Origin of the sequence: Algoriphagus namhaensis, assembly GCF_042649705.1 — a bacterium.
In the GTDB taxonomy this organism is placed as follows: Bacteria; Bacteroidota; Bacteroidia; order Cytophagales; family Cyclobacteriaceae; genus Algoriphagus; species Algoriphagus namhaensis.
Genome location: NZ_JBHRZS010000011.1, coordinates 36,160 through 56,698 on the forward strand (window position 1 = coordinate 36,160; position 20,539 = coordinate 56,698).

20 protein-coding genes and 4 tRNA genes are annotated in these 20,539 nt (G+C 43.0%); 11 read left to right on the top strand and 13 right to left on the bottom strand.

The genetic code is table 11. From position 1 onward, the window contains the following. Positions 1–81: 81 nt before the first annotated feature. The gene (locus ACFOSV_RS17385) at positions 82–702 is read left to right on the top strand and encodes an LON peptidase substrate-binding domain-containing protein (RefSeq protein ID WP_377907351.1); all 621 of its coding nucleotides are present in this window, start codon (positions 82–84) and stop codon (positions 700–702) included. Positions 703–775: 73 nt separating this feature from the next. On the opposite strand, the gene ACFOSV_RS17390 is transcribed toward ACFOSV_RS17385, so the two are convergent. The 4 genes from ACFOSV_RS17390 to ACFOSV_RS17405 form a co-directional block, all read right to left on the bottom strand. Continuing rightward, positions 776–851 (bottom strand) — tRNA-Lys (locus ACFOSV_RS17390). 42 nt (positions 852–893) lie between these two features. Further along, positions 894–967: transfer RNA gene (locus ACFOSV_RS17395), tRNA-Arg, on the bottom strand. 14 nt (positions 968–981) lie between these two features. After that, positions 982–1,055: transfer RNA gene (locus tag ACFOSV_RS17400), tRNA-Pro, on the bottom strand. A gap of 37 nt (positions 1,056–1,092) precedes the next feature. Beyond that, positions 1,093–1,165: transfer RNA gene (locus ACFOSV_RS17405), tRNA-Lys, on the bottom strand. 123 nt (positions 1,166–1,288) lie between these two features. Between ACFOSV_RS17405 and ACFOSV_RS17410 the strand changes: the two genes are divergently transcribed. Next, the gene (locus ACFOSV_RS17410) at positions 1,289–2,014 is read left to right on the top strand and encodes a hypothetical protein (protein ID WP_377907352.1); all 726 of its coding nucleotides are present in this window, start codon (positions 1,289–1,291) and stop codon (positions 2,012–2,014) included. Positions 2,015–2,045: 31 nt separating this feature from the next. Here the strand turns inward: ACFOSV_RS17410 and ACFOSV_RS17415 are convergent, their stop codons facing one another. The 4 genes from ACFOSV_RS17415 to ACFOSV_RS17430 are packed head-to-tail and all read right to left on the bottom strand — an operon-like array spanning position 2,046 to position 5,482. After that, positions 2,046–2,789: a 3-keto-disaccharide hydrolase gene (locus ACFOSV_RS17415; RefSeq protein WP_377907353.1), complete on the bottom strand. Its 744-nt coding sequence runs from the start codon at positions 2,787–2,789 to the stop codon at positions 2,046–2,048. 3 nt (positions 2,790–2,792) lie between these two features. Then, positions 2,793–3,215: a c-type cytochrome gene (locus ACFOSV_RS17420; RefSeq protein WP_377907354.1), complete on the bottom strand. Its 423-nt coding sequence runs from the start codon at positions 3,213–3,215 to the stop codon at positions 2,793–2,795. Positions 3,216–3,238: 23 nt separating this feature from the next. After that, the gene (locus ACFOSV_RS17425; RefSeq protein WP_377907355.1) at positions 3,239–4,291 is read right to left on the bottom strand and encodes a sugar phosphate isomerase/epimerase family protein; all 1,053 of its coding nucleotides are present in this window, start codon (positions 4,289–4,291) and stop codon (positions 3,239–3,241) included. Positions 4,292–4,312: 21 nt separating this feature from the next. After that, positions 4,313–5,482 carry a Gfo/Idh/MocA family protein gene (locus ACFOSV_RS17430; RefSeq protein WP_377907356.1) on the bottom strand — a complete coding sequence of 390 codons (1,170 nt, stop codon included), beginning with the start codon at positions 5,480–5,482 and terminating at the stop codon, positions 4,313–4,315. Between the two features lie 254 nt (positions 5,483–5,736). On the opposite strand from ACFOSV_RS17430, the gene ACFOSV_RS17435 reads away from it, so the two are divergent. Genes ACFOSV_RS17435 through ACFOSV_RS17450 form a run of 4 tightly spaced genes read left to right on the top strand, consistent with a single transcriptional unit; the run spans position 5,737 to position 10,108 of the window. Continuing rightward, a complete protein-coding gene (locus ACFOSV_RS17435; RefSeq protein WP_377907357.1) occupies positions 5,737–6,963 on the top strand; it encodes a nucleoside permease in 1,227 nt (408 codons plus the stop codon). Positions 6,964–6,976: 13 nt separating this feature from the next. Beyond that, positions 6,977–7,846 (top strand): hydroxypyruvate isomerase family protein, encoded by an 870-nt coding sequence (locus ACFOSV_RS17440; protein WP_377907358.1) that lies wholly within the window; start codon positions 6,977–6,979, stop codon positions 7,844–7,846. 27 nt (positions 7,847–7,873) lie between these two features. Beyond that, positions 7,874–9,553 carry a GMC oxidoreductase gene (locus tag ACFOSV_RS17445; protein ID WP_377907359.1) on the top strand — a complete coding sequence of 560 codons (1,680 nt, stop codon included), beginning with the start codon at positions 7,874–7,876 and terminating at the stop codon, positions 9,551–9,553. 18 nt (positions 9,554–9,571) lie between these two features. Beyond that, positions 9,572–10,108: a gluconate 2-dehydrogenase subunit 3 family protein gene (locus ACFOSV_RS17450; RefSeq protein ID WP_377907360.1), complete on the top strand. Its 537-nt coding sequence runs from the start codon at positions 9,572–9,574 to the stop codon at positions 10,106–10,108. 41 nt (positions 10,109–10,149) lie between these two features. Here the strand turns inward: ACFOSV_RS17450 and ACFOSV_RS17455 are convergent, their stop codons facing one another. Beyond that, positions 10,150–10,803: an MCP four helix bundle domain-containing protein gene (locus ACFOSV_RS17455; RefSeq protein ID WP_377907361.1), complete on the bottom strand. Its 654-nt coding sequence runs from the start codon at positions 10,801–10,803 to the stop codon at positions 10,150–10,152. Positions 10,804–11,012: 209 nt separating this feature from the next. Between ACFOSV_RS17455 and ACFOSV_RS17460 the strand changes: the two genes are divergently transcribed. Then, positions 11,013–12,176: a homogentisate 1,2-dioxygenase gene (locus ACFOSV_RS17460; protein WP_377907362.1), complete on the top strand. Its 1,164-nt coding sequence runs from the start codon at positions 11,013–11,015 to the stop codon at positions 12,174–12,176. Between the two features lie 25 nt (positions 12,177–12,201). On the opposite strand, the gene ACFOSV_RS17465 is transcribed toward ACFOSV_RS17460, so the two are convergent. Next, on the bottom strand, positions 12,202–12,612 hold the full coding sequence (locus ACFOSV_RS17465; protein WP_377907363.1) for a transposase: 411 nt from the start codon (positions 12,610–12,612) through the stop codon (positions 12,202–12,204). 135 nt (positions 12,613–12,747) lie between these two features. Continuing rightward, positions 12,748–14,376, bottom strand: a complete 1,629-nt coding sequence (gene pafA / locus ACFOSV_RS17470; RefSeq protein WP_377907364.1) for an alkaline phosphatase PafA — start codon at positions 14,374–14,376, stop codon at positions 12,748–12,750. Between the two features lie 108 nt (positions 14,377–14,484). Here pafA and ACFOSV_RS17475 point away from each other — a divergent pair, with 108 nt between their 5' ends. Next, a complete protein-coding gene (locus ACFOSV_RS17475; protein WP_377907365.1) occupies positions 14,485–16,086 on the top strand; it encodes an aminopeptidase P family protein in 1,602 nt (533 codons plus the stop codon). A gap of 42 nt (positions 16,087–16,128) precedes the next feature. Here ACFOSV_RS17475 and ACFOSV_RS17480 read toward each other — a convergent pair whose 3' ends face one another. Further along, complete coding sequence (locus tag ACFOSV_RS17480) at positions 16,129–16,746, bottom strand: carboxypeptidase-like regulatory domain-containing protein (RefSeq protein ID WP_377907375.1); 618 nt, start codon at positions 16,744–16,746, stop codon at positions 16,129–16,131. A 141-nt stretch (positions 16,747–16,887) separates the two neighbouring features. On the opposite strand from ACFOSV_RS17480, the gene ACFOSV_RS17485 reads away from it, so the two are divergent. From ACFOSV_RS17485 to pruA, 3 genes are all read left to right on the top strand, one after another. After that, the gene (locus tag ACFOSV_RS17485; RefSeq protein ID WP_377907366.1) at positions 16,888–17,271 is read left to right on the top strand and encodes an ArsR/SmtB family transcription factor; all 384 of its coding nucleotides are present in this window, start codon (positions 16,888–16,890) and stop codon (positions 17,269–17,271) included. Between the two features lie 4 nt (positions 17,272–17,275). Further along, on the top strand, positions 17,276–17,971 hold the full coding sequence (locus tag ACFOSV_RS17490) for a YjjG family noncanonical pyrimidine nucleotidase (protein ID WP_377907367.1): 696 nt from the start codon (positions 17,276–17,278) through the stop codon (positions 17,969–17,971). Positions 17,972–18,054: 83 nt separating this feature from the next. Beyond that, positions 18,055–19,692 carry an L-glutamate gamma-semialdehyde dehydrogenase gene (gene pruA, locus ACFOSV_RS17495; protein WP_377907368.1) on the top strand — a complete coding sequence of 546 codons (1,638 nt, stop codon included), beginning with the start codon at positions 18,055–18,057 and terminating at the stop codon, positions 19,690–19,692. A gap of 75 nt (positions 19,693–19,767) precedes the next feature. Here the strand turns inward: pruA and fabG are convergent, their stop codons facing one another. After that, on the bottom strand, positions 19,768–20,514 hold the full coding sequence (fabG, locus tag ACFOSV_RS17500; protein WP_377907369.1) for a 3-oxoacyl-[acyl-carrier-protein] reductase: 747 nt from the start codon (positions 20,512–20,514) through the stop codon (positions 19,768–19,770). Positions 20,515–20,539 lie beyond the last annotated feature (25 nt).

A 20,539-nucleotide genomic window follows, 5' to 3' on the forward strand; every position in this document is an offset into this window, starting at 1 on the left:
GTTGTGAAGTTTAGCGTTCTCACTTTTTTCTTTCATCAATAACCTAATCGGATTTTTTGGGTTACTTAATCAAAAGCAGTTATGTATCTCCCATTATTTCCATTGAAACTTGTGGCGTTTCCAGACGAGGCGCTAAACCTCCATATTTTTGAGCCAAGGTATCAACAAATGCTCGCTGATGTGGAGACCTTGGGGACTACTTTCGGGGTTTGTGTTTTTACAGATAAACTCACAGGCTATGGAACTGAGGTAAGTTTAGAAGAAGTGTATCATCGCTACGAAGATGGTCGACTAGATATAAAGACGCGAGGTAAAAAGTTTTTTCAGATCAAGTCATTTGACAATCCTGCTCCTGGAAAGCTGTATGCCGGCGGTGAAGTAGAGTTTATCCCGCTAGATTTTAGTACGCACGAGCAGAAACAGAAGGAGTACGCTTTCTATCTGAAAGAAATGCTATTTCTCCTGAATCACCCTGTAGAGATAGAGCCAATGCTAGTAAACTCTTTTAGCTTTTCGCACAAGGTAGGCTTGAAATTAGAGGAAGAGTTAGAGCTTATGCTACTTCCCACGGAAATTGAACGTTTGGACTATCTAATCAAGTATTTCAAGCGAATGATACCCGCTTTTAAAGCAGCCGAAAGCGCTAAGGAAAAAATTAAACTTAACGGACATTTCAAACATTTGGATCCGCTTAATTTTTAATTATCCCAACCCTTTTAAAATTCGACTTCTTTAATTTTTGGAAACAAAAAAAGCAGCCTAAAAAGACTGCTTTTGGTGATCCCGCTGGGGCTCGAACCCAGGACCCATACATTAAAAGTGTATTGCTCTACCAGCTGAGCTACGGAATCGGAAATCGTATAAACTAAAAAGCGGAACGTAATTCCGCTTTGTGATCCTGTCAGGACTCGAACCTGAAACCTACTGCTTAGAAGGCAGTTGCTCTATCCAGTTGAGCTACAGGACCTGGATACTTAATTGTCGGGGTGGCAGGATTCGAACCTACGACCTCCTGCTCCCAAAGCAGGCGCGATACCGGGCTACGCTACACCCCGAAACTCATACTTTATTTAACTCCTTGCAAGTTAATTGTGATCCCGCTGGGGCTCGAACCCAGGACCCATACATTAAAAGTGTATTGCTCTACCAGCTGAGCTACGGAATCATGTTTTTCAAGAATTTTAACTCCTTGAATGACTGTTATACTCTTTCAAATTGACTCCTTAGCCTTGCTTTTTGCTAGATCATTGCCGTAATTGGACTGCAAATTTAAGCCGCTATTCTAGAAATGCAAAACCCAAAACCAATCTTTCTTACAAAACTTTTACTTGTTGCGTTTCTTTGTTTTCAAAGTATTAATTCTCAAGCAGATACAATTGAGCTGGCGCAGGCAGATTCTTTGTTTGATCAGCGTAGCTTCCAAGAAGCGATGTCACTTTATCAAAAAAATTATCAGGAAGGAGTCTATTCTCCGGCCATGTTATTGAAGATGGCATTCATTGCGGAGGGAATGAAAGACAATGAAAATGCGACACTTTATTTGGGGAAATACTATGATATAAATCCTGATCCTCAGATTATTACGAAAATTGAAACATTAACCAAACAGAATGTTTTAGAGGGATATGATATAAGCGATTCGGACAGATTCTTGATTTTTCTCTCCGAAAATGACCAATTGATTATTTTGGGACTTTCTGGATTGTTGCTTTTTTCTATGATTCTGGTTTTGGTGAATGCGTACCGAAAAACAAAAACTCCGGTCTATTGGCCAACCATACTTTTGATGTTACTGCTATTCTTTGCGAATAACTTTCTTTCTCGCTCGAATTCTGGTTTGATTACTCATAGTCCCACATTGATTCTTTCCGACCCCACTGGGGCGGGAGAGTTGATTCAGCGCGTGGAGCCAGGACATAAGGTGAAAATCAAAGGTTCAAATGATATTTGGTATAAAATCGAATGGAAAGGCAATCAGGCTTATGTCAAAAAGTCAAATGTCACCAAGCTATAAAAAAAGGCCTCCATTTGGAGGCCTTTAGTTTTTACAATTTTTTCAATTTGATATTCCGGTAATAAACTAGATCACCGTGATCTTGCAAGGCGATTCTTCCCTTTTTGTAGGTTCCAAAGCCAGGCATATCCTTAAACTTACTGTTTGCGATTAGTTCTTCCCAATCTGGAGTCCACATAGTGGTGTTGATAATTGTCGTTCCATTCAGGATGAATTGAAGAGAGCCATTGTTAGCGATGATCTCGGCTTCGTTCCACTGTTCAGCAGGGTTTACTACTTCTTCACTTGAGACGATCAAATCGTACAGATCTCCTGCTCGGTGGCTCACAATTTTAGCATCGGGATGCCCGTCATTGTCGAGTACTTGCATTTCTGGGCCAGTCTGCCACGGATATTGATATTCATCCGACTCGTGAATGTAAAAGATCACTCCGCTGTTTCCGTTTTTTGCAATCTTCCAATCGTATTTCAGATGGAAATTTTCAAACTCTTCGTCAGTGACAATGTCTCCACCATCACCTGTCTGCCAGCCATCTTTATTTACAGCATCTAGATAAAGCTCTCCGTTTTCGACTTTCCAGGCTTTGCCCACAGAGCCTCCACCGTATTTGTGCCATCCATTGAGGGTTTCTCCATCAAACAAATCAATCCACTCACTTTCTGTTGAAACGGTAGTTTCCACCATTGCTTCTTCGGATTCACTTGTAGTTTGTTCGCCTCCGCAGGCAAATAATAAGCCTGAGGCGCAAGCTAGAGCTAGATAGGTTTTGTTCATGATTTATTTCTTAAGAAGTAATACGTATCTGATCATGTCTTTTGCGTCTTCCTCACTTAATCCTGGATGTGCTGGCATAGGAACTTCACCCCAGTTGCCAACTCCGCCTGCGATCACTTTGGTAGCAAGCATGGTTACATTCTCTTCTGTATTTTCGTATTTCGCAGCTACGTCTGCATAAGATGGGCCAACGATTTTTCGCTCCACCATATGGCAGGAAGTACAATCCGATCCTTTTACTTTTTCCAGACCCTTGATATAGATTGGGTCATCTTGGTACTTTTCTTCTAAACTGATTTCCTTGGCAGGAGCAGCTGCAGGCGCCTCTGCAGTTGCTTCACTTGATGCTTCTCCTCCTCCTCCACATGCCACAGCTACTCCAGCGAGTAAGGCAAGACTGAATGGTACTAACTTGTTGATTTTCATGATTTACTATTTGTGTTCTATTGTTAAATTCCTAAGATTTTTTTGTTAAAGGCCTCATCAGCTCCGCTTCCGGCAAAGTCGTCAAATGCTTTCTCGGTTACTCGAATGATATGTGCATCGATGAAAGGTGCACCTTCTGCTGCACCTTGCTCTGGATGCTTGATCGCACACTCCCATTCCAACACTGCCCATCCGTCAAAGTCGTACTGAGATAGTTTGCTAAAGATACCTCCAAAATCAACTTGTCCATCACCAAGCGATCTAAATCTGCCAGCTCTTTCTACCCAACCTTGGAACCCACCATATACACCTTGCTTTCCGGTAGGGTTAAACTCGGCATCCTTCACATGGAACATCTTGATGCGATCGTGATAGAAGTCGATAAACTGCAAGTAGTCCAAGCACTGAAGGACAAAATGACTTGGGTCATAAAGGATATTCGCACGCTTATGTCCATTGACCTTGTCAAGGAACATTTCAAAGGTGATTCCATCATGAAGATCTTCGCCTGGATGAAGCTCGTAGCACACATCTACTCCTTGATTATCAAATTCATTCAAAATTGGGAGCCATCGTTTAGCGAGCTCGCCAAAACCTGTATCCACTAATCCTGCTGGCCGTTGTGGCCATGGATAAACCGTGTGCCACATCAGGGCTCCTGAAAAAGTAGCATGAGCGGTAAGACCTAGATTATTTGAAGCCTTCGCGGCATACATCAGCTGCTGGGTTGCCCACTCAGCCTTCCCTTTAAGGTTTCCTTTTAATTCTGCTGGAGCAAAGCCGTCAAATAGCTCATTATAGGCTGGGTGAACTGCCACAAGCTGACCTTGAAGGTGAGTAGATAATTCGGTAATCACCATTCCGGCTTCTTCCACTGTCCCTGCAATCTCATCTGCATAGGTCTTACTTTCCGCGGCCTTTTGAAGGTCTATCATTCTTGGGTCCCATGAAGGGATTTGTACACCTTTATAGCCTAAATCGGCCATGTATGCGCAAATATTTTTGAGATTGTTGAAAGGTGCGGCATCATCTGCAAACTGTGCTAGAAATATTGCTGGTCCTTTGATCGTTTTCATATTTTTAGGTTTAAGGTTAGTTTACTTCTCTACAATAAACGGAGTCCATTTTTGTTCTGAAACATTACTGGCCAAAACATGATCAATAAAGGCCATTCCGCGGATTCCGTCTTCTACTCCTGGGAAGTCTTCCCATTCGGGCAAAGGCTTTTCTCCGGCTTTTTTGGCATAGATGCAGCGAGCAAAGTTTCGATACAAGTTAGCGAAAGCTTCCACATAGCCTTCAGGATGCCCGGCGGGAGTCCTTGTGTTGGCATTCGCCAAGGAACCCAAGTATCCAGTTCCGGCTCGATATATTTCGTCCGGACGATCTGGCCATCTTGCCAAAAGTGTATTGTTCAATTCCTGCTCCCATTCCAGCCCTCCTTTTTCTCCGAAAACGCGAATCTTCAGGTTGTTTTCTAGGCCCGTGTCGGTTTGCGACGCCATCAACACCCCGGAAGCACCGTTTTCAAATCGCATAAGCACCACCCCATCATCATCAATAGGGCGACCATCGATTTTAATATACAAGTCAGCGCAGATGTGGGTGACTTTTTCTCCGGTGACATACTCTGCCATATGAAATGCGTGGGTCCCAATATCTCCCATACAACCAGCTTTGCCATTTTTCGTGGGGTCAGTTCTCCAAGCTGCTTGCTTGTTGTTTTCATGTTCGAGAAGCTTCCATAGCCATCCTTGAGGATATTCTACATATACCTTTCGAACCTTGCCGATTTCGCCATTTTGAATCATCTGCTTGGCCTGCTTGATCATTGGATACCCAGAATAGGTATGCGTGAGCAAAAAGAGTTGATCTGATTTTTGCACGGCATGATACAGCTTTTTGGCCTGCTCATAATTGAGAGTGAGTGGCTTATCAAGTGCTACATGAAATCCATGTTCGAGAGCCTTAATGGTTGGGTCAAAGTGCATGTGGTTTGGGGTGACGATACACACCACATCAATTCTTTCTTCTTCCGGCAGTGCCAGCTCTGATTCGAACATTTCATCATAACTCGCATATACCCTATTTGGAGGAAGCATTAATTCTTCACCTCGCTGTTTTGATTTTTCCGGGTTGGAGCTAAATGCCCCTGCAGCAAGCTCAAAGAGTCCGTCCATTAAGGCTCCATTCAAATGAATGGCCCCGATAAAGGAGCCTGGTCCGCCGCCGATTAATCCTAGTTTAAGTTTTTTGCTATGAGACATAGGTTAGAGAAAAGTGGGTTTATTGATTTGATTGGTTGAAATAAGTGATTCTCGCCAGAAATCTAAATTTCAAAAACTACAATTCATGAATAATTGATTAGCAGTATGAATTGGGTATAAGTGGCCGAAGAAATAAGAATCTTTGGCATATATCCAGATTTACCCTTTACAAGAGTTGAAAATAAATTAAAAAGCCCGAAATCTAAACTTTACCCTTTAATTAGCAGAATGAAACCTGCCCAAATCCTGATCCTATGAAACTTTACACTAACATTCGGCTCTCTTTCATGATGTTTTTGGAATTCTTTGTTTGGAGCTCTTGGTATGTGACTATGGGGACTTTTTTAGGGGCAAATCTTCAAGCGAGTGATAGTGATATTTCCCTGGCTTTTTCTACTCAATCTTTGGGGGCCATCGTTGCACCATTTGTGGTAGGATTGATTGCTGATCGCTATTTCCATGCACAGCGAATTCTAGGTGTGATTCATTTGATTGGTGCAGGATTAATGTTCTTCATGTATAATTCCACAGATTTCAGTGGTTTTTTCCCAGTGCTACTTGGGTACATGATCTTATTCATGCCCACCTTAGCCTTGGTGAATTCGATTTCTTTCAACCAGATGAAAGACCCGGCAAAAGAGTTCTCAGTGATCCGAGTATGGGGCACGATAGGATGGATTACCGCTGGTTTATTGATCAGTTTTTTTGCCTGGGATAGTCAGGCAGGAATGGAAGAAGGACTTCTGCGAAATACTTGGCTGATGGCTAGTGTTCTTTCATTGGTTTTGGGTGTGTATAGTTTCACACTTCCCAAGACTCCGCCACAAGCAAAATCTGCTGATAAAACCAGTTTTGCCGAGATCATTGGTCTAGATGCACTCGCTCTTTTAAAGGATAGAAACTTCGCGATATTCTTCATCTCCTCAATTTTGATCTGTATTCCTTTGGCGTTTTACTATCAGAATGTGAGTCCTTTTCTGACAGAAATAGGTGTAGAAAATTCGACTGGGAAAATTGCCCTGGGTCAAGTCTCAGAAGTACTCTTTATGCTAGCTCTCCCCATATTCTTTTCTAGATTTGGGTTGAAAAAGACGTTGATCGTTGCGATGCTCGCCTGGGCGGTGAGATATCTGTTTTTTGCCTTTGGAGATGCCAATGACGGAGTATGGATGCTATTAGTGGGGATCTTCCTTCATGGAGTGTGTTACGATTTCTTTTTTGTAAGTGGCCAAATCTACACCGATTCGCACGCAGGAGCGAAGTTTAAATCTTCAGCTCAAGGTTTGATCACTTTGGCAACTTATGGAGTCGGAATGCTAATAGGTTTCTGGGCTGCTGGTTTGATTTCAAATTATTACTCAGATTCGGAAGGAAATCATATTTGGGGTTCCATTTGGTTAATTCCTTCTGGTATTTCTGTTTTGGTTTTGTTATTTTTCACACTGCTTTTCAAAGAAGAAAAGACTGCGCTTCCCAAATAACCCCAATTCTCCCATGAGCCACGACCCAAGTAGAAGATCTTCATTTAAGAAAATGTTGCTCGGCGGCGCTGCTATAGGCGGCCTTTCAGCTTTTGAAAGCCCCAAGTCCTACGCTCCGCTTAAAGGAAATATTAATCATGGAGTTTGCCACTGGTGTTTTCGAGACTACACTGTCGAGGAGCTTTGCATAGAAAGCAAAAAAATCGGGATTAAGGGTATGGACCTTATGGGACCAAGTAATTGGCCAATTTTAAAAAAATATGACATCGATTCTTCCATGTGCAACGGGGCTGAAATAAGCCTAGTGGATGGTTTCGGCGAAACCAAATTTCACGATCAATTGGAAAAGAATTACTCAGAGTTGATCCCTTTAGTTGCAGCTGCAGGATATAAAAATCTCATTTGCTTCTCTGGAAATCGACGTGGGATGGATGATGAAACAGGACTAAAAAATTGTGAAGCGGGAATCAAGCGAATCATCGGCCTAGCCGAAAAGCATGGCGTCATCCTTCAAATGGAATTGCTTAATAGCCGTGTGGATCACAAAGATTACCTCAATGACAAGTCTGCGTTTGGAGTTGAGCTTTGCAAACGTGTGGGAAGTGAAAACTTTAAGCTGCTTTTTGATATTTATCATATGCAGATAGATGAAGGAGATCTGATTCGGAGCATTCGAGACAATCACCAATATTTTGGGCATTACCACACCGCTGGGAACCCAGGGCGTAATGAATTGAACGAATCACAGGAGATTAACTATCCCGCAGTGATGGAAGCCATTAAGGCAACAGGCTTCAAGGGCTATGTTTCTCATGAATTTATCCCAAAAGCTGAAGATAAAATGGCCTCACTAGCTCAAGCAGTGCAGGTCTGTGACGTATAATTAACCTAATAACCAAAAACCATTCATATGGCAAATCAAAAGTATGACGCAATTGTAGTCGGGTCGGGGATCAGTGGAGGTTGGGCTGCAAAGGAGCTCACAGAAAAAGGGCTAAAGGTCCTTATGCTGGAAAGAGGTCCGAATGTAGAACACGTGAAGGACTATGACACGGCAACGCTTCCACCATGGGAGGTGCCACACAGGGGGAGGCGCACCCAAGAAATGCTTGAAAATCACCCGAATTTGAGAAGAGATTATGTTTTAAATGAGCTGAATCTTGACTGGTGGGCACATGAAGATACAGACCCATATGTAGAGGAGAAGCCATTTACATGGTTTAGAGGCTATCAAGTTGGTGGCCGATCGCTTCTTTGGGGGAGACAGTCCTATAGATGGGCTGATGTTGATTTCGAGGCAAATGCCAAAGAAGGTATAGCCGTGGATTGGCCGATTCGATACAAGGATCTTGCTCCATGGTACAGCTATGTGGAGAAATTTGCAGGAATTTCAGGAAATAAAGATGGTCTTGATATCCTTCCTGATGGAGATTTTATGCCACCTATGCCGATGAACTGCGTGGAGGAAGACTTTGCGAAGCGAATCAAAGAACACTATAAAGGCGCAAGACATTGGATCATGGGAAGACCAGCCAATATCACTCAGCCTTTACCCGGACGTGTTGGTTGCCAGTACAGAAATAAATGTTCCTTGGGATGTCCTTTTGGAGGGTATTTCAGTACGCAGGCGTCTACTCTACCAGCAGCTGTGGCAACGGGGAATTTGACCTTACGGCCTATGGCTATTGTACGCAGATTAATCTATGACAAAGACACTCAAAAAGCCACGGGAGTAGAAATACTAGATGCAGAAACAAGGGAGACCATCGTTTTTGATGCCAAAATCATTTTCCTATGTGCGTCTGCTTTGAATTCAAGCGCGATTTTGATGCGTTCTGCCACGGATATTTGGCCAGAAGGATTGGGAAGTAGTTCCGGAGAATTGGGACACAATGTGATGGATCACCATTTCCGGCTAGGAGCCCGAGGCGAGGTAGAAGGGTATGATGATAAGTATTATTTTGGTAGAAGGCCTACAGGTCTTTATATCCCGAGATTTAGAAACCTAGGTGATGACAAGCGCGATTATATCCGAGGCTTTGGATATCAAGGAGGAGCAAGCCGAAGTGGCTGGAATCGTGATGTTGCGGAGATGAACTTCGGAGCTCCGATGAAGGAGGCCTTGACTAAACCAGGACCTTGGAGCATTGGCTTTACGGCCTTTGGTGAGATTTTACCTTATCACGAAAATACGGCGAAACTGAGCAAGGATGTAAAAGATGCCTGGGGAATGGAGGCGCTCGTAATGAATGCTGAAATCAAGGAGAATGAGACCAAAATGCGTGTTGACATGATGAACGATGCAGCAGAAATGCTGGAAGTGGCGGGAGCCAAAAACATTCAAACGTATGATGCGGGTTACACCTTCGGGCAAGGTATCCATGAAATGGGAACAGCCAGAATGGGAAGAGATCCTAAGACCTCTGTTTTGAATGGGAATAATCAAGTTTGGGATGCGAAAAATGTGTTCGTTACAGATGGTGCATGTATGACCTCTGCCGCGGCTCAAAATCCTTCCCTTACTTACATGGCCTTGACGGCAAGAGCAGCGGATTTTGCTGTGAGTGAACTGAAGAAAAACAATCTCTAATCCAAAAAGAAAGAAACCATGAGTATAAATAGAAGAGATGCATTGAAGAGTATGGTTCTCATGATGGGAGGGACCATGGTTGGTTCAACAGCCATTTTGACTGGTTGTGCGCCTGAAAATCAAATCGAGGGCCTAAATTTTAGTCCTGCGGATATTGCCTTTTTGGATGAGGTGGGAGACACAATTATTCCAGAAACAGACACTCCAGGAGCGAAAGCTGCGGGTATCGGATCCTTTATGGTCATGATGGTCAAAGACACTTATGACGCTGAAAACCAAGGTGCTTTTGTAAGTGGGATTAATGAGATGCGGAAAGCATTCAAGTCCGAAAATGGAAAATCCTTTGAAGAAGCATCTGCTGAAGAGCGTACGGCTTATTTGAATAAGATGAAAGCGGAAGAAGTGCCTGTGATTGGAATGTTGAGAGACTTGACGGTTTTGGGATATTTTACATCAGAGATAGGAGCTACTCAAGCATTGAATTATGTGGAGGTTCCCGGGAGGTATGATGGCTGTATTCCTTTCAATGAAGGGGATAAGGCTTACGCAATTTAAATTCAGATGAATAGCAAAAAAGGGGCTTAACGCCCCTTTTTTTATGTAACCACTCCGCGATTTCGCTTAGAATCTCTAAATATTAAAAGGTAAAGAACCAGAATCAAAATAACCAAAAGTGCCACCTCAAACTGAGACCAAATTTGAGATCTGTTGAGTAAACGCTTTGCCTGCCGAGTCACACGGTCTCCTTCGGAGACCTGGATTTTCGAAAGTTGATCCAGATCATTATGAGCACGACTGATCCGAGCGTCATAGAGTTTCACTTGCTCCACATTGACGCCCAATGAGTCTGAGTAAAGTAAGTCATAGCTTGTGATTCGGAGGTCATTTTCTATGATCTTCTTAAAATCTGCTAGAAGTTCAGCTTCTTTTTCAGTCAATTTGGTTTGCTCAAAATCCGAGATTATCGTCAGGATTTCGTCTTCTTTGGATTTGATTTGATTTACCGCCTGGGAATAGTCACTATCAATATCGCAGTGATCAACGAGCTCTTGGATTTCAAAAAGATTTTCGGAGATAGAGAAAATGTAGCTATTTACCACCAGCCGGTCTTCATACACCTCGGTAAATGCCCTTCCCATTTCCTTAAAGGATTCCCGCTCTAAGGAGTTTTTGGCATAAATCAGCCCTAAAAGAACGGCAATGACCAAAATAGCTTTAAGTTTTTTTCTTTTTACACTAGGATCTTGCATATGGTAAGCTTTGCTAACTGTGGATAGAATCCAATTAAAACCTAAGGATAGACTTTGCCAAATATTACGGGCAATTATCCAATGATAGCTATCAAGTTAGCAAACTTTCTGTCTAAGGCCTTGTTAAAAATACAGTGAAAGCAGTCACTTTTTATCTGAAGGCTTTCCGTGATTTTTGTAATTTGCAGACAGAATAAACCCAAAAAACCATGGCATACTACCATCGACTGGGCAAGATCCCACCGAAAAGACATACACAATTCAGGCAACCAGATCAGAGTCTTTATAAGGAAGAGCTAGTAAGCTCAAAGGGCTTCTCTGGTATCTATTCCAACCTGTACCATATTCACAACCCGAATGAGGTGAAATCCATTGGTAGGCCAAAGCCTTATGCTTGGACTGAAGCCAAAGAGCATGGATTACAGCAGACCCATTTAAAGACTACAGGCGTTCAAACTACCGGAGAAGACTACCTCACAGCGCGCCGAATGTTGATGAAGAATTCGGATGTAATGATGGGTATTTGTTCACCCAAGCAACGAAAAATGGATTATTTCTTCAAAAACGCTGATGGTGACGAGCTGATCTATATCCATGATGGAAATGGTGTGATGTATAGTCAGTTTGGTAAGCTTGAAGTGAGGAAAGGCGATTACATTGTTATTCCTCGAACCACTATTTATCGTTTTGAATTTGATGAAGAAGGACCACTGAGGCTATTGGTGATTGAGTCAAAGGGGCCAATCGAAACGGTAAAGAGATACCGAAATGAGGTAGGACAGCTTTTGGAGCACTCGCCCTACTGTGAGCGGGATATCCGTCCGCCACATGAACTTCAAGTCGAGGAAGAAAAAAAGGATTGTCTCGTGCAGATCAAAAAGCAAGACATGCTTCATCAATATACGTATGGACATAGCCCGCTTGATATTGTGGGATGGGATGGGTATTTGTATCCTTACGCGCTTTCTATTTATGATTTTGAGCCGATTACGGGTAGAATTCACCAGCCACCACCAGTCCATCAAACTTTTCAAGCTTGGGGTTTTGTGATCTGTTCTTTTGTTCCTAGGCTTTTTGATTACCATCCGCTTGCGATTCCTGCGCCGTATAATCATTCTAACATTGATTCGGATGAGGTCTTATATTATGCAGAAGGAGAGTTTATGAGTCGAAGAGGAATAGACCGTGGATCATTCACGATTCATATGGGGGGATTGCCACATGGTCCTCATCCAGGCACCGTAGAGAAATCAATCGGTGCAAAGGCAACTGAGGAGTATGCTGTCATGCTGGATACCTTTAAGTCCTTATATATCACCACAGATGCCCTGGAATTTGTTGATGAAAATTACCCGATGAGTTGGACAGACTAAAATAAGGCCGGAATTTCCGGCCTCTTTACATTCCTAAGAACTTTAATTCTTCTGCCAGAGAAATGTCTTGGTGTTTTAATGGCTGTCTTTGTATCAGACTTTTTTCAAATTCCAGTCGATTGAGACTCACGGAGTGGGCGTGATAGTCACTATCCCACTCGAGGTTGGTTAGATGCCCTTGCTGCCTTAATCTCCCTGCGACTAAATCCTGGATTTGGTTTGCCAAAGTATTTATGGAAATATCAGGAGGGAGTTTGACTAATAGATGAATATGATCTGAAAGTACGCAATAGGTGCCTTGACGATTTGGAGTCTGGGAAATAAAATCCTCCAGTGCTTGCTGGATTTCTGGGATCATTTTTGGACTAAAAATGGGCTCATGCATTTTACTGCTCAGGACAAGATGCGTCCAGATGTCGGAATGTCCGTCTCGCATGATGATTTGGAGTTTGAAAGGGTGGAGATACGAAGCGTGGCAAACCTGCCATTTCCACCTCCATTCTTTAAATGGCCAAAAAAATAGCCTGAGTCCAGTAGACCCAGGCTGTCATAAAACATGATTTTTATCATGTTATTCTAGAATTTCCAGAAGTGGTTGACCGGTGCTTCCATTCGGAAGGCGTATTCCAAGCATCATGGAAAGCGTCGGAGCAATATCTGTGATAGCCACTTTTCTACTACTTGAGCCAGCCTTTACACCCCAGCCGTAAAATAGGATAGGGACATGTGTATCGTAGCTAAACCCTGTGCCGTGAGTAGTTCCCCTTGGCCCACCTGTTAGCCAACCTGGCTCAAGTATGACTAGCAGTTCACCGGAAGCTTTATGATTATATCCATTTTGCAGGAGTGCAGCACTACCTTCGGTAAAATCAACATTTCGCATAGCGGTAGAGGTATAGACCTCTTTTACACCATTAAATCGAAGCATAAACCGTGCGGCAGCCTCTTCCATATCATCAATGTCAATGTCTTTTTCTATGGCAAGATCTGTATTCAAAAAGATCTGATCATTGGAGAAATTTTTAATCCATTCTCCTTCTCCATAAACCTCATTGAAGTAGGCCTTAAGAACACCATTTACATAGCTCAACCGGAAATTTCCTGCTGGAACATTTTCGCTCATCATGTAAGTCGCAATATCTGCGACACCATGATCTGCAGTGAGAAAAATCAGATATTCTCCTTTGCCATAGGTCTGATCCAAGTAGTTTAAAAACTTGGCTATTTCTTGATCAAGTCGGAGGTAGTTATCCTCTAATTCAACCGAAGTAGGGCCAAATCTGTGACCGATATAATCAGGTGTAGAAAAACTAAGTGCAAGAAAATCCGTCTCGCCTCTCATGCCCAATTGCTCGCCCTCAAGCGCAGCATAGGCAAAGTCTAAAGTCAAAGTATTGCCATAAGGTGTGGTTGCTACCATTCCCAATTCCCCATTTTGAGCTTTGAGCTCAGCAAGATTGTAAGGGAAAGTTGGAGTTTCTTTGCCACCAAAGCCCACTTCAAAATCATTGTTGTCAGCAATGCTGTTGACATAAGAGTCCACAGGATACAAGGTGTTCCAAGTATTTTCCAAATACTTAGCAGCAAGCTCGCGACCATTGAAGTCTTCTACCCATTTTGGAAGGGCGTCAGAATAGTAAGTTGAAGTCATGAATTCTCCAGTACCACTGTCATACCAATATGCGTCCCCAAGGTGACCCGCAGGCAAACTTGCTCCACGATCCTTGATGGCTATTCCCACTACTTTGGACTTTTTATTATTTGAAAACCTAAGCTCGTCTGTAATAGTAGTGGTGAGCATATTTCTAGGGCTGATCTGTCCACTGGCTTGGCTTCCCCCCACCGCCGAAACAGTGGAATCCCCAGCGCAGTAAATTGCGGCGTTCAGCTTCCTTGAGTACCAGGAATTACCGATGATTCCATGAACGGCCGGTGTGGTGCCTGTATAAACCGAAGCATGACCTGGCCCAGTGTAGGTAGGGATGTAATTGTAATGAGCATTTTTCATCATAAATCCATCACCCATCAGTCGTTTAAATCCATCTTCACCATATCGGGCGGCGTATTTATAGAGGTACTCTTGTCTCATTTGATCGACCACAATTCCGACCACTAGTTTTGGTTTTTTAGGGCTGTTTTGAGCCGCTAGGTTGAGGGAGAAAAAAAGTGCAACTCCCAAAATCATCCAAATTTTTTTCATAGATAATGTTGTTATGTATCCAAAGATAAGGATATCCGTCTTTTGGAGAGTTAAGACTTTGTTAAATGGCTAAAAGTGTACAATTTGGGCACCTTAAAATTCATTCAAATGAGAAAATCAGTCATATTTCTATTCCTTCTTTTTTTAACATTATCCGTTACACAAGCTCAATCTTATTTCGAAGATGGGCTTACGGCCGAATGGCATGCTTCTAGACGGGCAGAACTACGCAAGTTAATGCCTGCAAATACCATGGCCATCTTTTTCAACAATCCCGTTAAAAACCGAACAAACGATGTAGACTTTGCTTACCATCCTGATACAGATTTCTTTTATCTCACAGGTTTCCGAGAGCCGAATGCTGCATTAGTCATCTTTAGCGAAGAAAGAAATTTAGGTGATTTTCAGGCTGCTGAGATCCTTTATGTTCAAAATAGAGATCCACGAGCTGAAATGTGGAACGGAAAAAGACTTGGAATCGAAGGTGCAAAGGAGCTTCTAGGTTTTGAGGTGGTTTTTCTAAATTCTGAATTTAGCTCTAAGCCAAGTTTGAATTCTGAAGATTTTGATGAAATATTCTCATTTAGCTTGGCAAAAGGAATTGAAGAGAGTAGCTCAAATGCACCTTTGCTCAATATGATCAGCACGTTCAAAACCGCTTCAAATTATCCTGAGGGGAAAAGCGAGGCTACGCTCCAAGCTTATGAACTCATCCGTGCTACGGATCTTGAAAACTCCGCCAATGTGGCTCAAATCATAGGTAGATTTCAACAGCGCTATCCTGAGGTCCAAGAGGATGAGGTGCTCAATAACTTTGTAAATGCCAATACTCCAGAGTTGAGAATGGAAGTGAAGAAATCTATTCCTACTCAAAAAGTCAACCTTACCGCCTTGGATAAGGCAATGGATGCACTGAGAGAAGTTAAGACCCAAGAGGAAGTTGCCCTGCTAGCCAAAGCGGCAAAAATTTCTGCCATTGGTCAAGTGGAGGTCATGAAGGCGGCGAAAGTAGGAATGTCTGAGAGAGAAATTCAGGGGATCCACGAATTCATTTATAAGCGGTACGGATCAGAAGAAATCGGCTATCCCTCAATTGTGGGTGCTGGAAATAACGGATGTATTCTGCACTACACCGAAAACGATCTTACTGACATCAACGAACGACTTTTATTGATGGACCTTGGTGCAGAATGGAGAGGCTACACTGCTGATGTTACTCGAACCATCCCGATTGATGGAAAATTCAATGAGGAGGAAAAAGCTATTTATGAGCTCGTCTTCAAGTCTCAAGAGGCTGGAATAGCATTGTGCAAGGAAGGGGTGGAATTTGGTGAGATTAGCCGAGTGACCAAGCAAATAATCAATGAAGGTCTTGCCGAACTCGGTATCATCAAGCCAGGACAGAGGCATAGTTATTTCCCTCATGGCACAAGTCATCATTTGGGATTGGATGTCCACGATCGCGGGGGTTATGGTGCGTTGAAGCAGGGAATGGTGCTTACTGTAGAGCCTGGAATCTATATTCCTGAAGGAAGTGATTGCGATCCAAAATGGTGGGGAATAGCCGTCCGTATCGAGGATGATATCTTGGTAACCGATGCTGAGCCGATCAACCTATCAATTGATGCGCCACGAACAGTCGAGGCGATTGAAACCATGATGAAGATGCCAAGCGGATTGGAAAACTGGGTGCTCCCGGAGATTCAGTAAACCTTCACAAAATCAAAATGATGCATCGTGGCGAGCCTGCCCTTAATCTCTGCTCTTCAGATCCCCGCGTTTAATGGAGCGAATGAATTGTGACCATGCAAATGGATCAAGCAATCGAAGAGGTCTTGGGCCATAAAGGTCTTGATTTTGCAACATTTGCCCTTGCTGGAAATACCTGAAGTTTTCATTGCTCGATGCCGGCATGGATTCAGCCCATCTCAAAAGCATCTCTGGGCTCATGTTTGCTCGGGAAATAGACATCGGATCCACTACATTCATAGCAATCACTGCCTGTTTAAATTCCTCCTCGGTGGGATAAGGCATTACCTCGATCTCTGCCAAAGCAATTTCATCCACTTCCATAGTCAAGATCAGGCTGACACGATCTTCTTTGACATTTTCAGGAACTTTGAAAGTTTGCTTTTTAAGACCAATAAATGAAAAAACTACACTATCACCCTCAAGCACGGGCATTGAAAAATATCCAAATCGTCCAGAACTCGTTCCTCGCCCTTTTTTTGGTACATAGACGTTCACACCGGCTACAGCATCAGTACTATCCGCATTCAAAATAATACCGGATAGTTGGATCACTTTCTTTTCGCTTCGATCTTGGGCATTTGCCGAGATGAAGGTGAAGAAAAATCCAAAGACTAGAATAGCTAGCGGGCGGAAGAGATTAAATTGCTGCACAATTAATATAACTTAGACTCGGAGCGTTGGTTCATTTGCTCCATCAATTATATGTAATTTGGGACGATTTTTCGGTATTGTTCCAATCTTTTGAGTTAAAACTTACAAATGCGTCTAAAAAATATCAGCTTAAATTACGGTCTGAGGATATTTAAAGCCCTATCTGACGAGTCGAGAGTTCGCATAATCCATCTCTTGATCTGGAACAAGGAACTTTCGATCTCAGACCTTGAATTGATCCTGGATTATACCCAAACCAAAACAAGTCGGCACCTGATCTACCTCAAGAATGCTGGTCTGCTTGGTAGCCGTCGGGTGGATCAATGGGTGTTTTATTACATTTTAGAAGAGTATCTCGAAATCATTCAGCAGATTTTTAAGTTTATACAAAAGGACCCTAGCCTAATCAAGGATCAGGAAACTTTCGAAATCCTGAAATCTAACCGTGAACTAGCCATCAATAAAATTCAAAACAACCAATATAGACGCTAACCCTTTGAAAAAATACCAACACTTATTCTTCGACCTCGATCATACACTCTGGGATTACGATAGAAATGTTACCGAATCACTTTCCGAACTTTATCATCATTACGAATTGCTTTCCTTGGGTATTCCCACTTTCGAAGCATTTTTTAATTCTTTTCACCATGTGAATTATCAGCTTTGGGACGATTACAATGTCGGTCGGATAGATAAAGTGAATCTCAGAAAAACTCGCTTCCCAAGAATTTTCTCCCATGCTGGTGGAAGACCAGAGGCCATTCCTGCGGAATTTGAAGAGGATTTTATGCATAGAACTTCTTCGAAGCCACATGTTTTCCCTTATACGTTTGAGATTTTGGATTACCTCAAAGAAAAATATCAACTCCATATTATTACCAATGGCTTTAATGAGTCTCAGGCTAAAAAGATCCGTTCGGCTAAATTGGATCCGTATTTTGAATTAGTGGTCACTTCCGAAACTACAGGACATAAGAAACCGGATGTTCGAATTTTCCATCACACCGTAGAGCGCGTGAATGCTCGCCATCAGGATTGCTTGATGATCGGAGACAATCCCAATTCAGATATCCTGGGTGCAATAAATGCAGGAATAGACCAGGTCTTTTTCAATCCTGATCAAAAGGAAATTGATCTCGAACCTACCTTTACGATTCAACACTTGAAGGAGTTGGAAGGATTTCTTTAAGCCTTTTGTCACTTCTATCACAGGCCAAATTGAGCGAAGTGTTTATCTTTGCCCCACTTGTAATCAAATAAACTCCAAATATCATGTTAAAAGGATTTTTCAATATACCCAATCCGGTGAATGAACCGGTGAAAGCTTATGCTGCCGGAAGCCCGGAGCGAAAAGAATTGCAAGCTGCGGTAAAGGAAGCTCGTGCAAAGCAATTGGATGTACCGATGTATATCGGTTCGGAAGAGGTTCGGACGGGTAAAACACGCCCGATGTCTCCTCCGCATGATCATAAGCATATTCTTGGCCATTTTCATGAAGGAGATGCTTCTCATGTGAAGCAAGCAATAAACGCTGCTTTGGGGGCAAAACATGATTGGGAAAATTTAGCATGGGAACAGCGTGCAGCGATTTTCTTAAAGGCAGCTGATCTTATCGCAGGACCCTACCGGGCAAAAATCAATGCGGCGACCATGCTGGGACAATCAAAAAATGCCATGCAGGCTGAGATCGATGCGGCTTGTGAGTTTATTGATTTCCTTCGCTTCAATGTGAAATACATGTCCGAAATCTACGCGCAGCAGCCTCCTGTTTCGGGTAATGGTGTGTGGAATCGATTGGAACAAAGACCATTGGAAGGTTTTGTGTTCGCATTGACCCCATTCAATTTTACCGCGATAGCAGGAAATCTTCCAACCTCAGCCGCTATGATGGGCAATACCATTGTTTGGAAGCCAGCATATACCCAGATCTATTCGGCAAATGTGCTAATGGAAGTATTCAAAGAGGCTGGTGTGCCAGATGGAGTCATCAATTTGATCTATGTCGATGGTCCTACAGCAGGTGAGGTGATTTTTAATCATCCTGATTTTGCTGGGATTCACTTTACTGGTTCTACTGGCGTATTCCAGCATATCTGGAAGACTATCGGTGGAAATATTCACAAGTATAAATCTTACCCTAGAATAGTAGGGGAGACTGGTGGAAAAGACTTCGTGATCGCCCATAAATCGGCAGATGCGAAGGGGGTAGCCGTTGGTCTAGTGAGAGGAGCATTTGAGTTCCAAGGTCAAAAATGTTCTGCGGCTTCAAGAGCCTACATCCCGTCCAATCTTTGGGAGGATGTGAAAAAATATATGCTTGAGGATCTTGCTTCCATTAAAATGGGTGGCACGGAAGACTTTACCAATTTTGTCAATGCAGTAATTGACGAAAAGTCCTTTGATAAAATCGAAAGCTATATCACCTCTGCCAAAGTGAATCCACTGACCGAAATCATTGCAGGTGGAAATTGTGATAAGTCCAAGGGATATTTTATTGAGCCTACGGTCATCGTCACCCAAGATCCTATGTATACCACGATGTGTGAGGAGATTTTCGGACCTGTTTTGACTATCTATGTGTACAATGAAGAGCATTACGAGGAAGCATTGGAACTTGTCGATCAGACTTCGCCTTACGCCTTGACCGGAGCAGTTTTCTCTCAAGATCGTTATGCTATCGATTTGGCTACCCAAAAGCTAAAGAATGCTGCGGGTAACTTTTACATCAACGACAAGCCAACTGGTGCGGTGGTAGGTCAGCAGCCATTTGGTGGAGCGAGAGCTTCAGGAACCAACGATAAGGCTGGCTCTATGATCAACTTACTACGTTGGGTTTCTCCACGTACGATTAAGGAGACCTTTGTTTCTGCGGTGGATTATCGATATCCGTTTTTGGAGAGTGATAAGTAATCCTCGCTAAGTCAAAAGAAAAGCCCTGAAAATCAATTTTCAGGGCTTTTTTGATTCTAAATAATAGGAGAAAAATTAAGTCAGCATTGCTCCATCCACCTGAAGTACCTGACCGGAAATGTAGCTGCTCATATCGGATCCTAGGAAAACACAGGCATTTGCCACCTCTTCAGGCTGGCCGCCGCGCTTCATAGGAATAGCATCTCTCCATCCTTGAACTGTTTTTTCGTCCAAGACGCCAGTCATCTCTGTTTCGATAAATCCTGGCGCCACAGCATTGGATCTAATATTTCTAGAGCCAAGTTCCAAGGCTACTGATTTTGTAAAACCGATGATGCCGGCTTTGGAAGCTGCATAGTTTGTCTGTCCGGCGTTTCCTTTGATCCCGACCACAGAGGTGATGTTGATGATGGATCCGGCTTTTGCCTTCATCATGGTACGTGTTGCGGCCTTTACGGTGTTGAAACAAGATTTTAGGTTGATCCCGATCACTTCATCCCAAGCTTCTTCCGTCATGCGCATTAAAAGATTGTCACGAGTGATCCCTGCATTGTTGATCAAAATATCCAGTGCGCCAAATTCAGCAACCACAGCATTCACCAATTCTTCGGCGGCTTTGAAGTCGGATGCATCAGATCTAAAGCCTTTGGCCTTGATACCAAACTCAGCTAGCTCGGCTTCTAGCGCCTGGCCCTTTTCCACTGAGGATAAAAATGTAAAGGCCACATTTGCCCCTTCTTGTGCATATTTGATAGCGATGGCTCTACCGATGCCCTTGGAGGCACCAGTGATCAAGGCTGTTTTACCGGAAAGTAATCCCATTCGTTTGTTGTTTTTGTTTGTTCAA

What these genes read in the sequence shown, in the direction of transcription:
- ACFOSV_RS17410 (WP_377907352.1), top strand. Translation starts at nt 1,289, where the DNA reads ATGCAAAACCCAAAACCAATCTTTCTTACAAAACTTTTACTTGTTGCG.
- ACFOSV_RS17485 (WP_377907366.1), top strand. Translation starts at nt 16,888, where the DNA reads ATGCGTCTAAAAAATATCAGCTTAAATTACGGTCTGAGGATATTTAAA.
- ACFOSV_RS17465 (WP_377907363.1), bottom strand. Translation starts at nt 12,612, where the DNA reads ATGCGAGACGGACATTCCGACATCTGGACGCATCTTGTCCTGAGCAGT.
- ACFOSV_RS17435 (WP_377907357.1), top strand. Translation starts at nt 5,737, where the DNA reads ATGAAACTTTACACTAACATTCGGCTCTCTTTCATGATGTTTTTGGAA.
- ACFOSV_RS17445 (WP_377907359.1), top strand. Translation starts at nt 7,874, where the DNA reads ATGGCAAATCAAAAGTATGACGCAATTGTAGTCGGGTCGGGGATCAGT.
- ACFOSV_RS17415 (WP_377907353.1), bottom strand. Translation starts at nt 2,789, where the DNA reads ATGAACAAAACCTATCTAGCTCTAGCTTGCGCCTCAGGCTTATTATTT.
- pruA (WP_377907368.1), top strand. Translation starts at nt 18,055, where the DNA reads ATGTTAAAAGGATTTTTCAATATACCCAATCCGGTGAATGAACCGGTG.
- ACFOSV_RS17475 (WP_377907365.1), top strand. Translation starts at nt 14,485, where the DNA reads ATGAGAAAATCAGTCATATTTCTATTCCTTCTTTTTTTAACATTATCC.
- ACFOSV_RS17385 (WP_377907351.1), top strand. Translation starts at nt 82, where the DNA reads ATGTATCTCCCATTATTTCCATTGAAACTTGTGGCGTTTCCAGACGAG.
- ACFOSV_RS17420 (WP_377907354.1), bottom strand. Translation starts at nt 3,215, where the DNA reads ATGAAAATCAACAAGTTAGTACCATTCAGTCTTGCCTTACTCGCTGGA.
- ACFOSV_RS17455 (WP_377907361.1), bottom strand. Translation starts at nt 10,803, where the DNA reads ATGCAAGATCCTAGTGTAAAAAGAAAAAAACTTAAAGCTATTTTGGTC.
- ACFOSV_RS17430 (WP_377907356.1), bottom strand. Translation starts at nt 5,482, where the DNA reads ATGTCTCATAGCAAAAAACTTAAACTAGGATTAATCGGCGGCGGACCA.
- ACFOSV_RS17425 (WP_377907355.1), bottom strand. Translation starts at nt 4,291, where the DNA reads ATGAAAACGATCAAAGGACCAGCAATATTTCTAGCACAGTTTGCAGAT.
- pafA (WP_377907364.1), bottom strand. Translation starts at nt 14,376, where the DNA reads ATGAAAAAAATTTGGATGATTTTGGGAGTTGCACTTTTTTTCTCCCTC.
- ACFOSV_RS17460 (WP_377907362.1), top strand. Translation starts at nt 11,013, where the DNA reads ATGGCATACTACCATCGACTGGGCAAGATCCCACCGAAAAGACATACA.
- fabG (WP_377907369.1), bottom strand. Translation starts at nt 20,514, where the DNA reads ATGGGATTACTTTCCGGTAAAACAGCCTTGATCACTGGTGCCTCCAAG.
- ACFOSV_RS17440 (WP_377907358.1), top strand. Translation starts at nt 6,977, where the DNA reads ATGAGCCACGACCCAAGTAGAAGATCTTCATTTAAGAAAATGTTGCTC.
- ACFOSV_RS17450 (WP_377907360.1), top strand. Translation starts at nt 9,572, where the DNA reads ATGAGTATAAATAGAAGAGATGCATTGAAGAGTATGGTTCTCATGATG.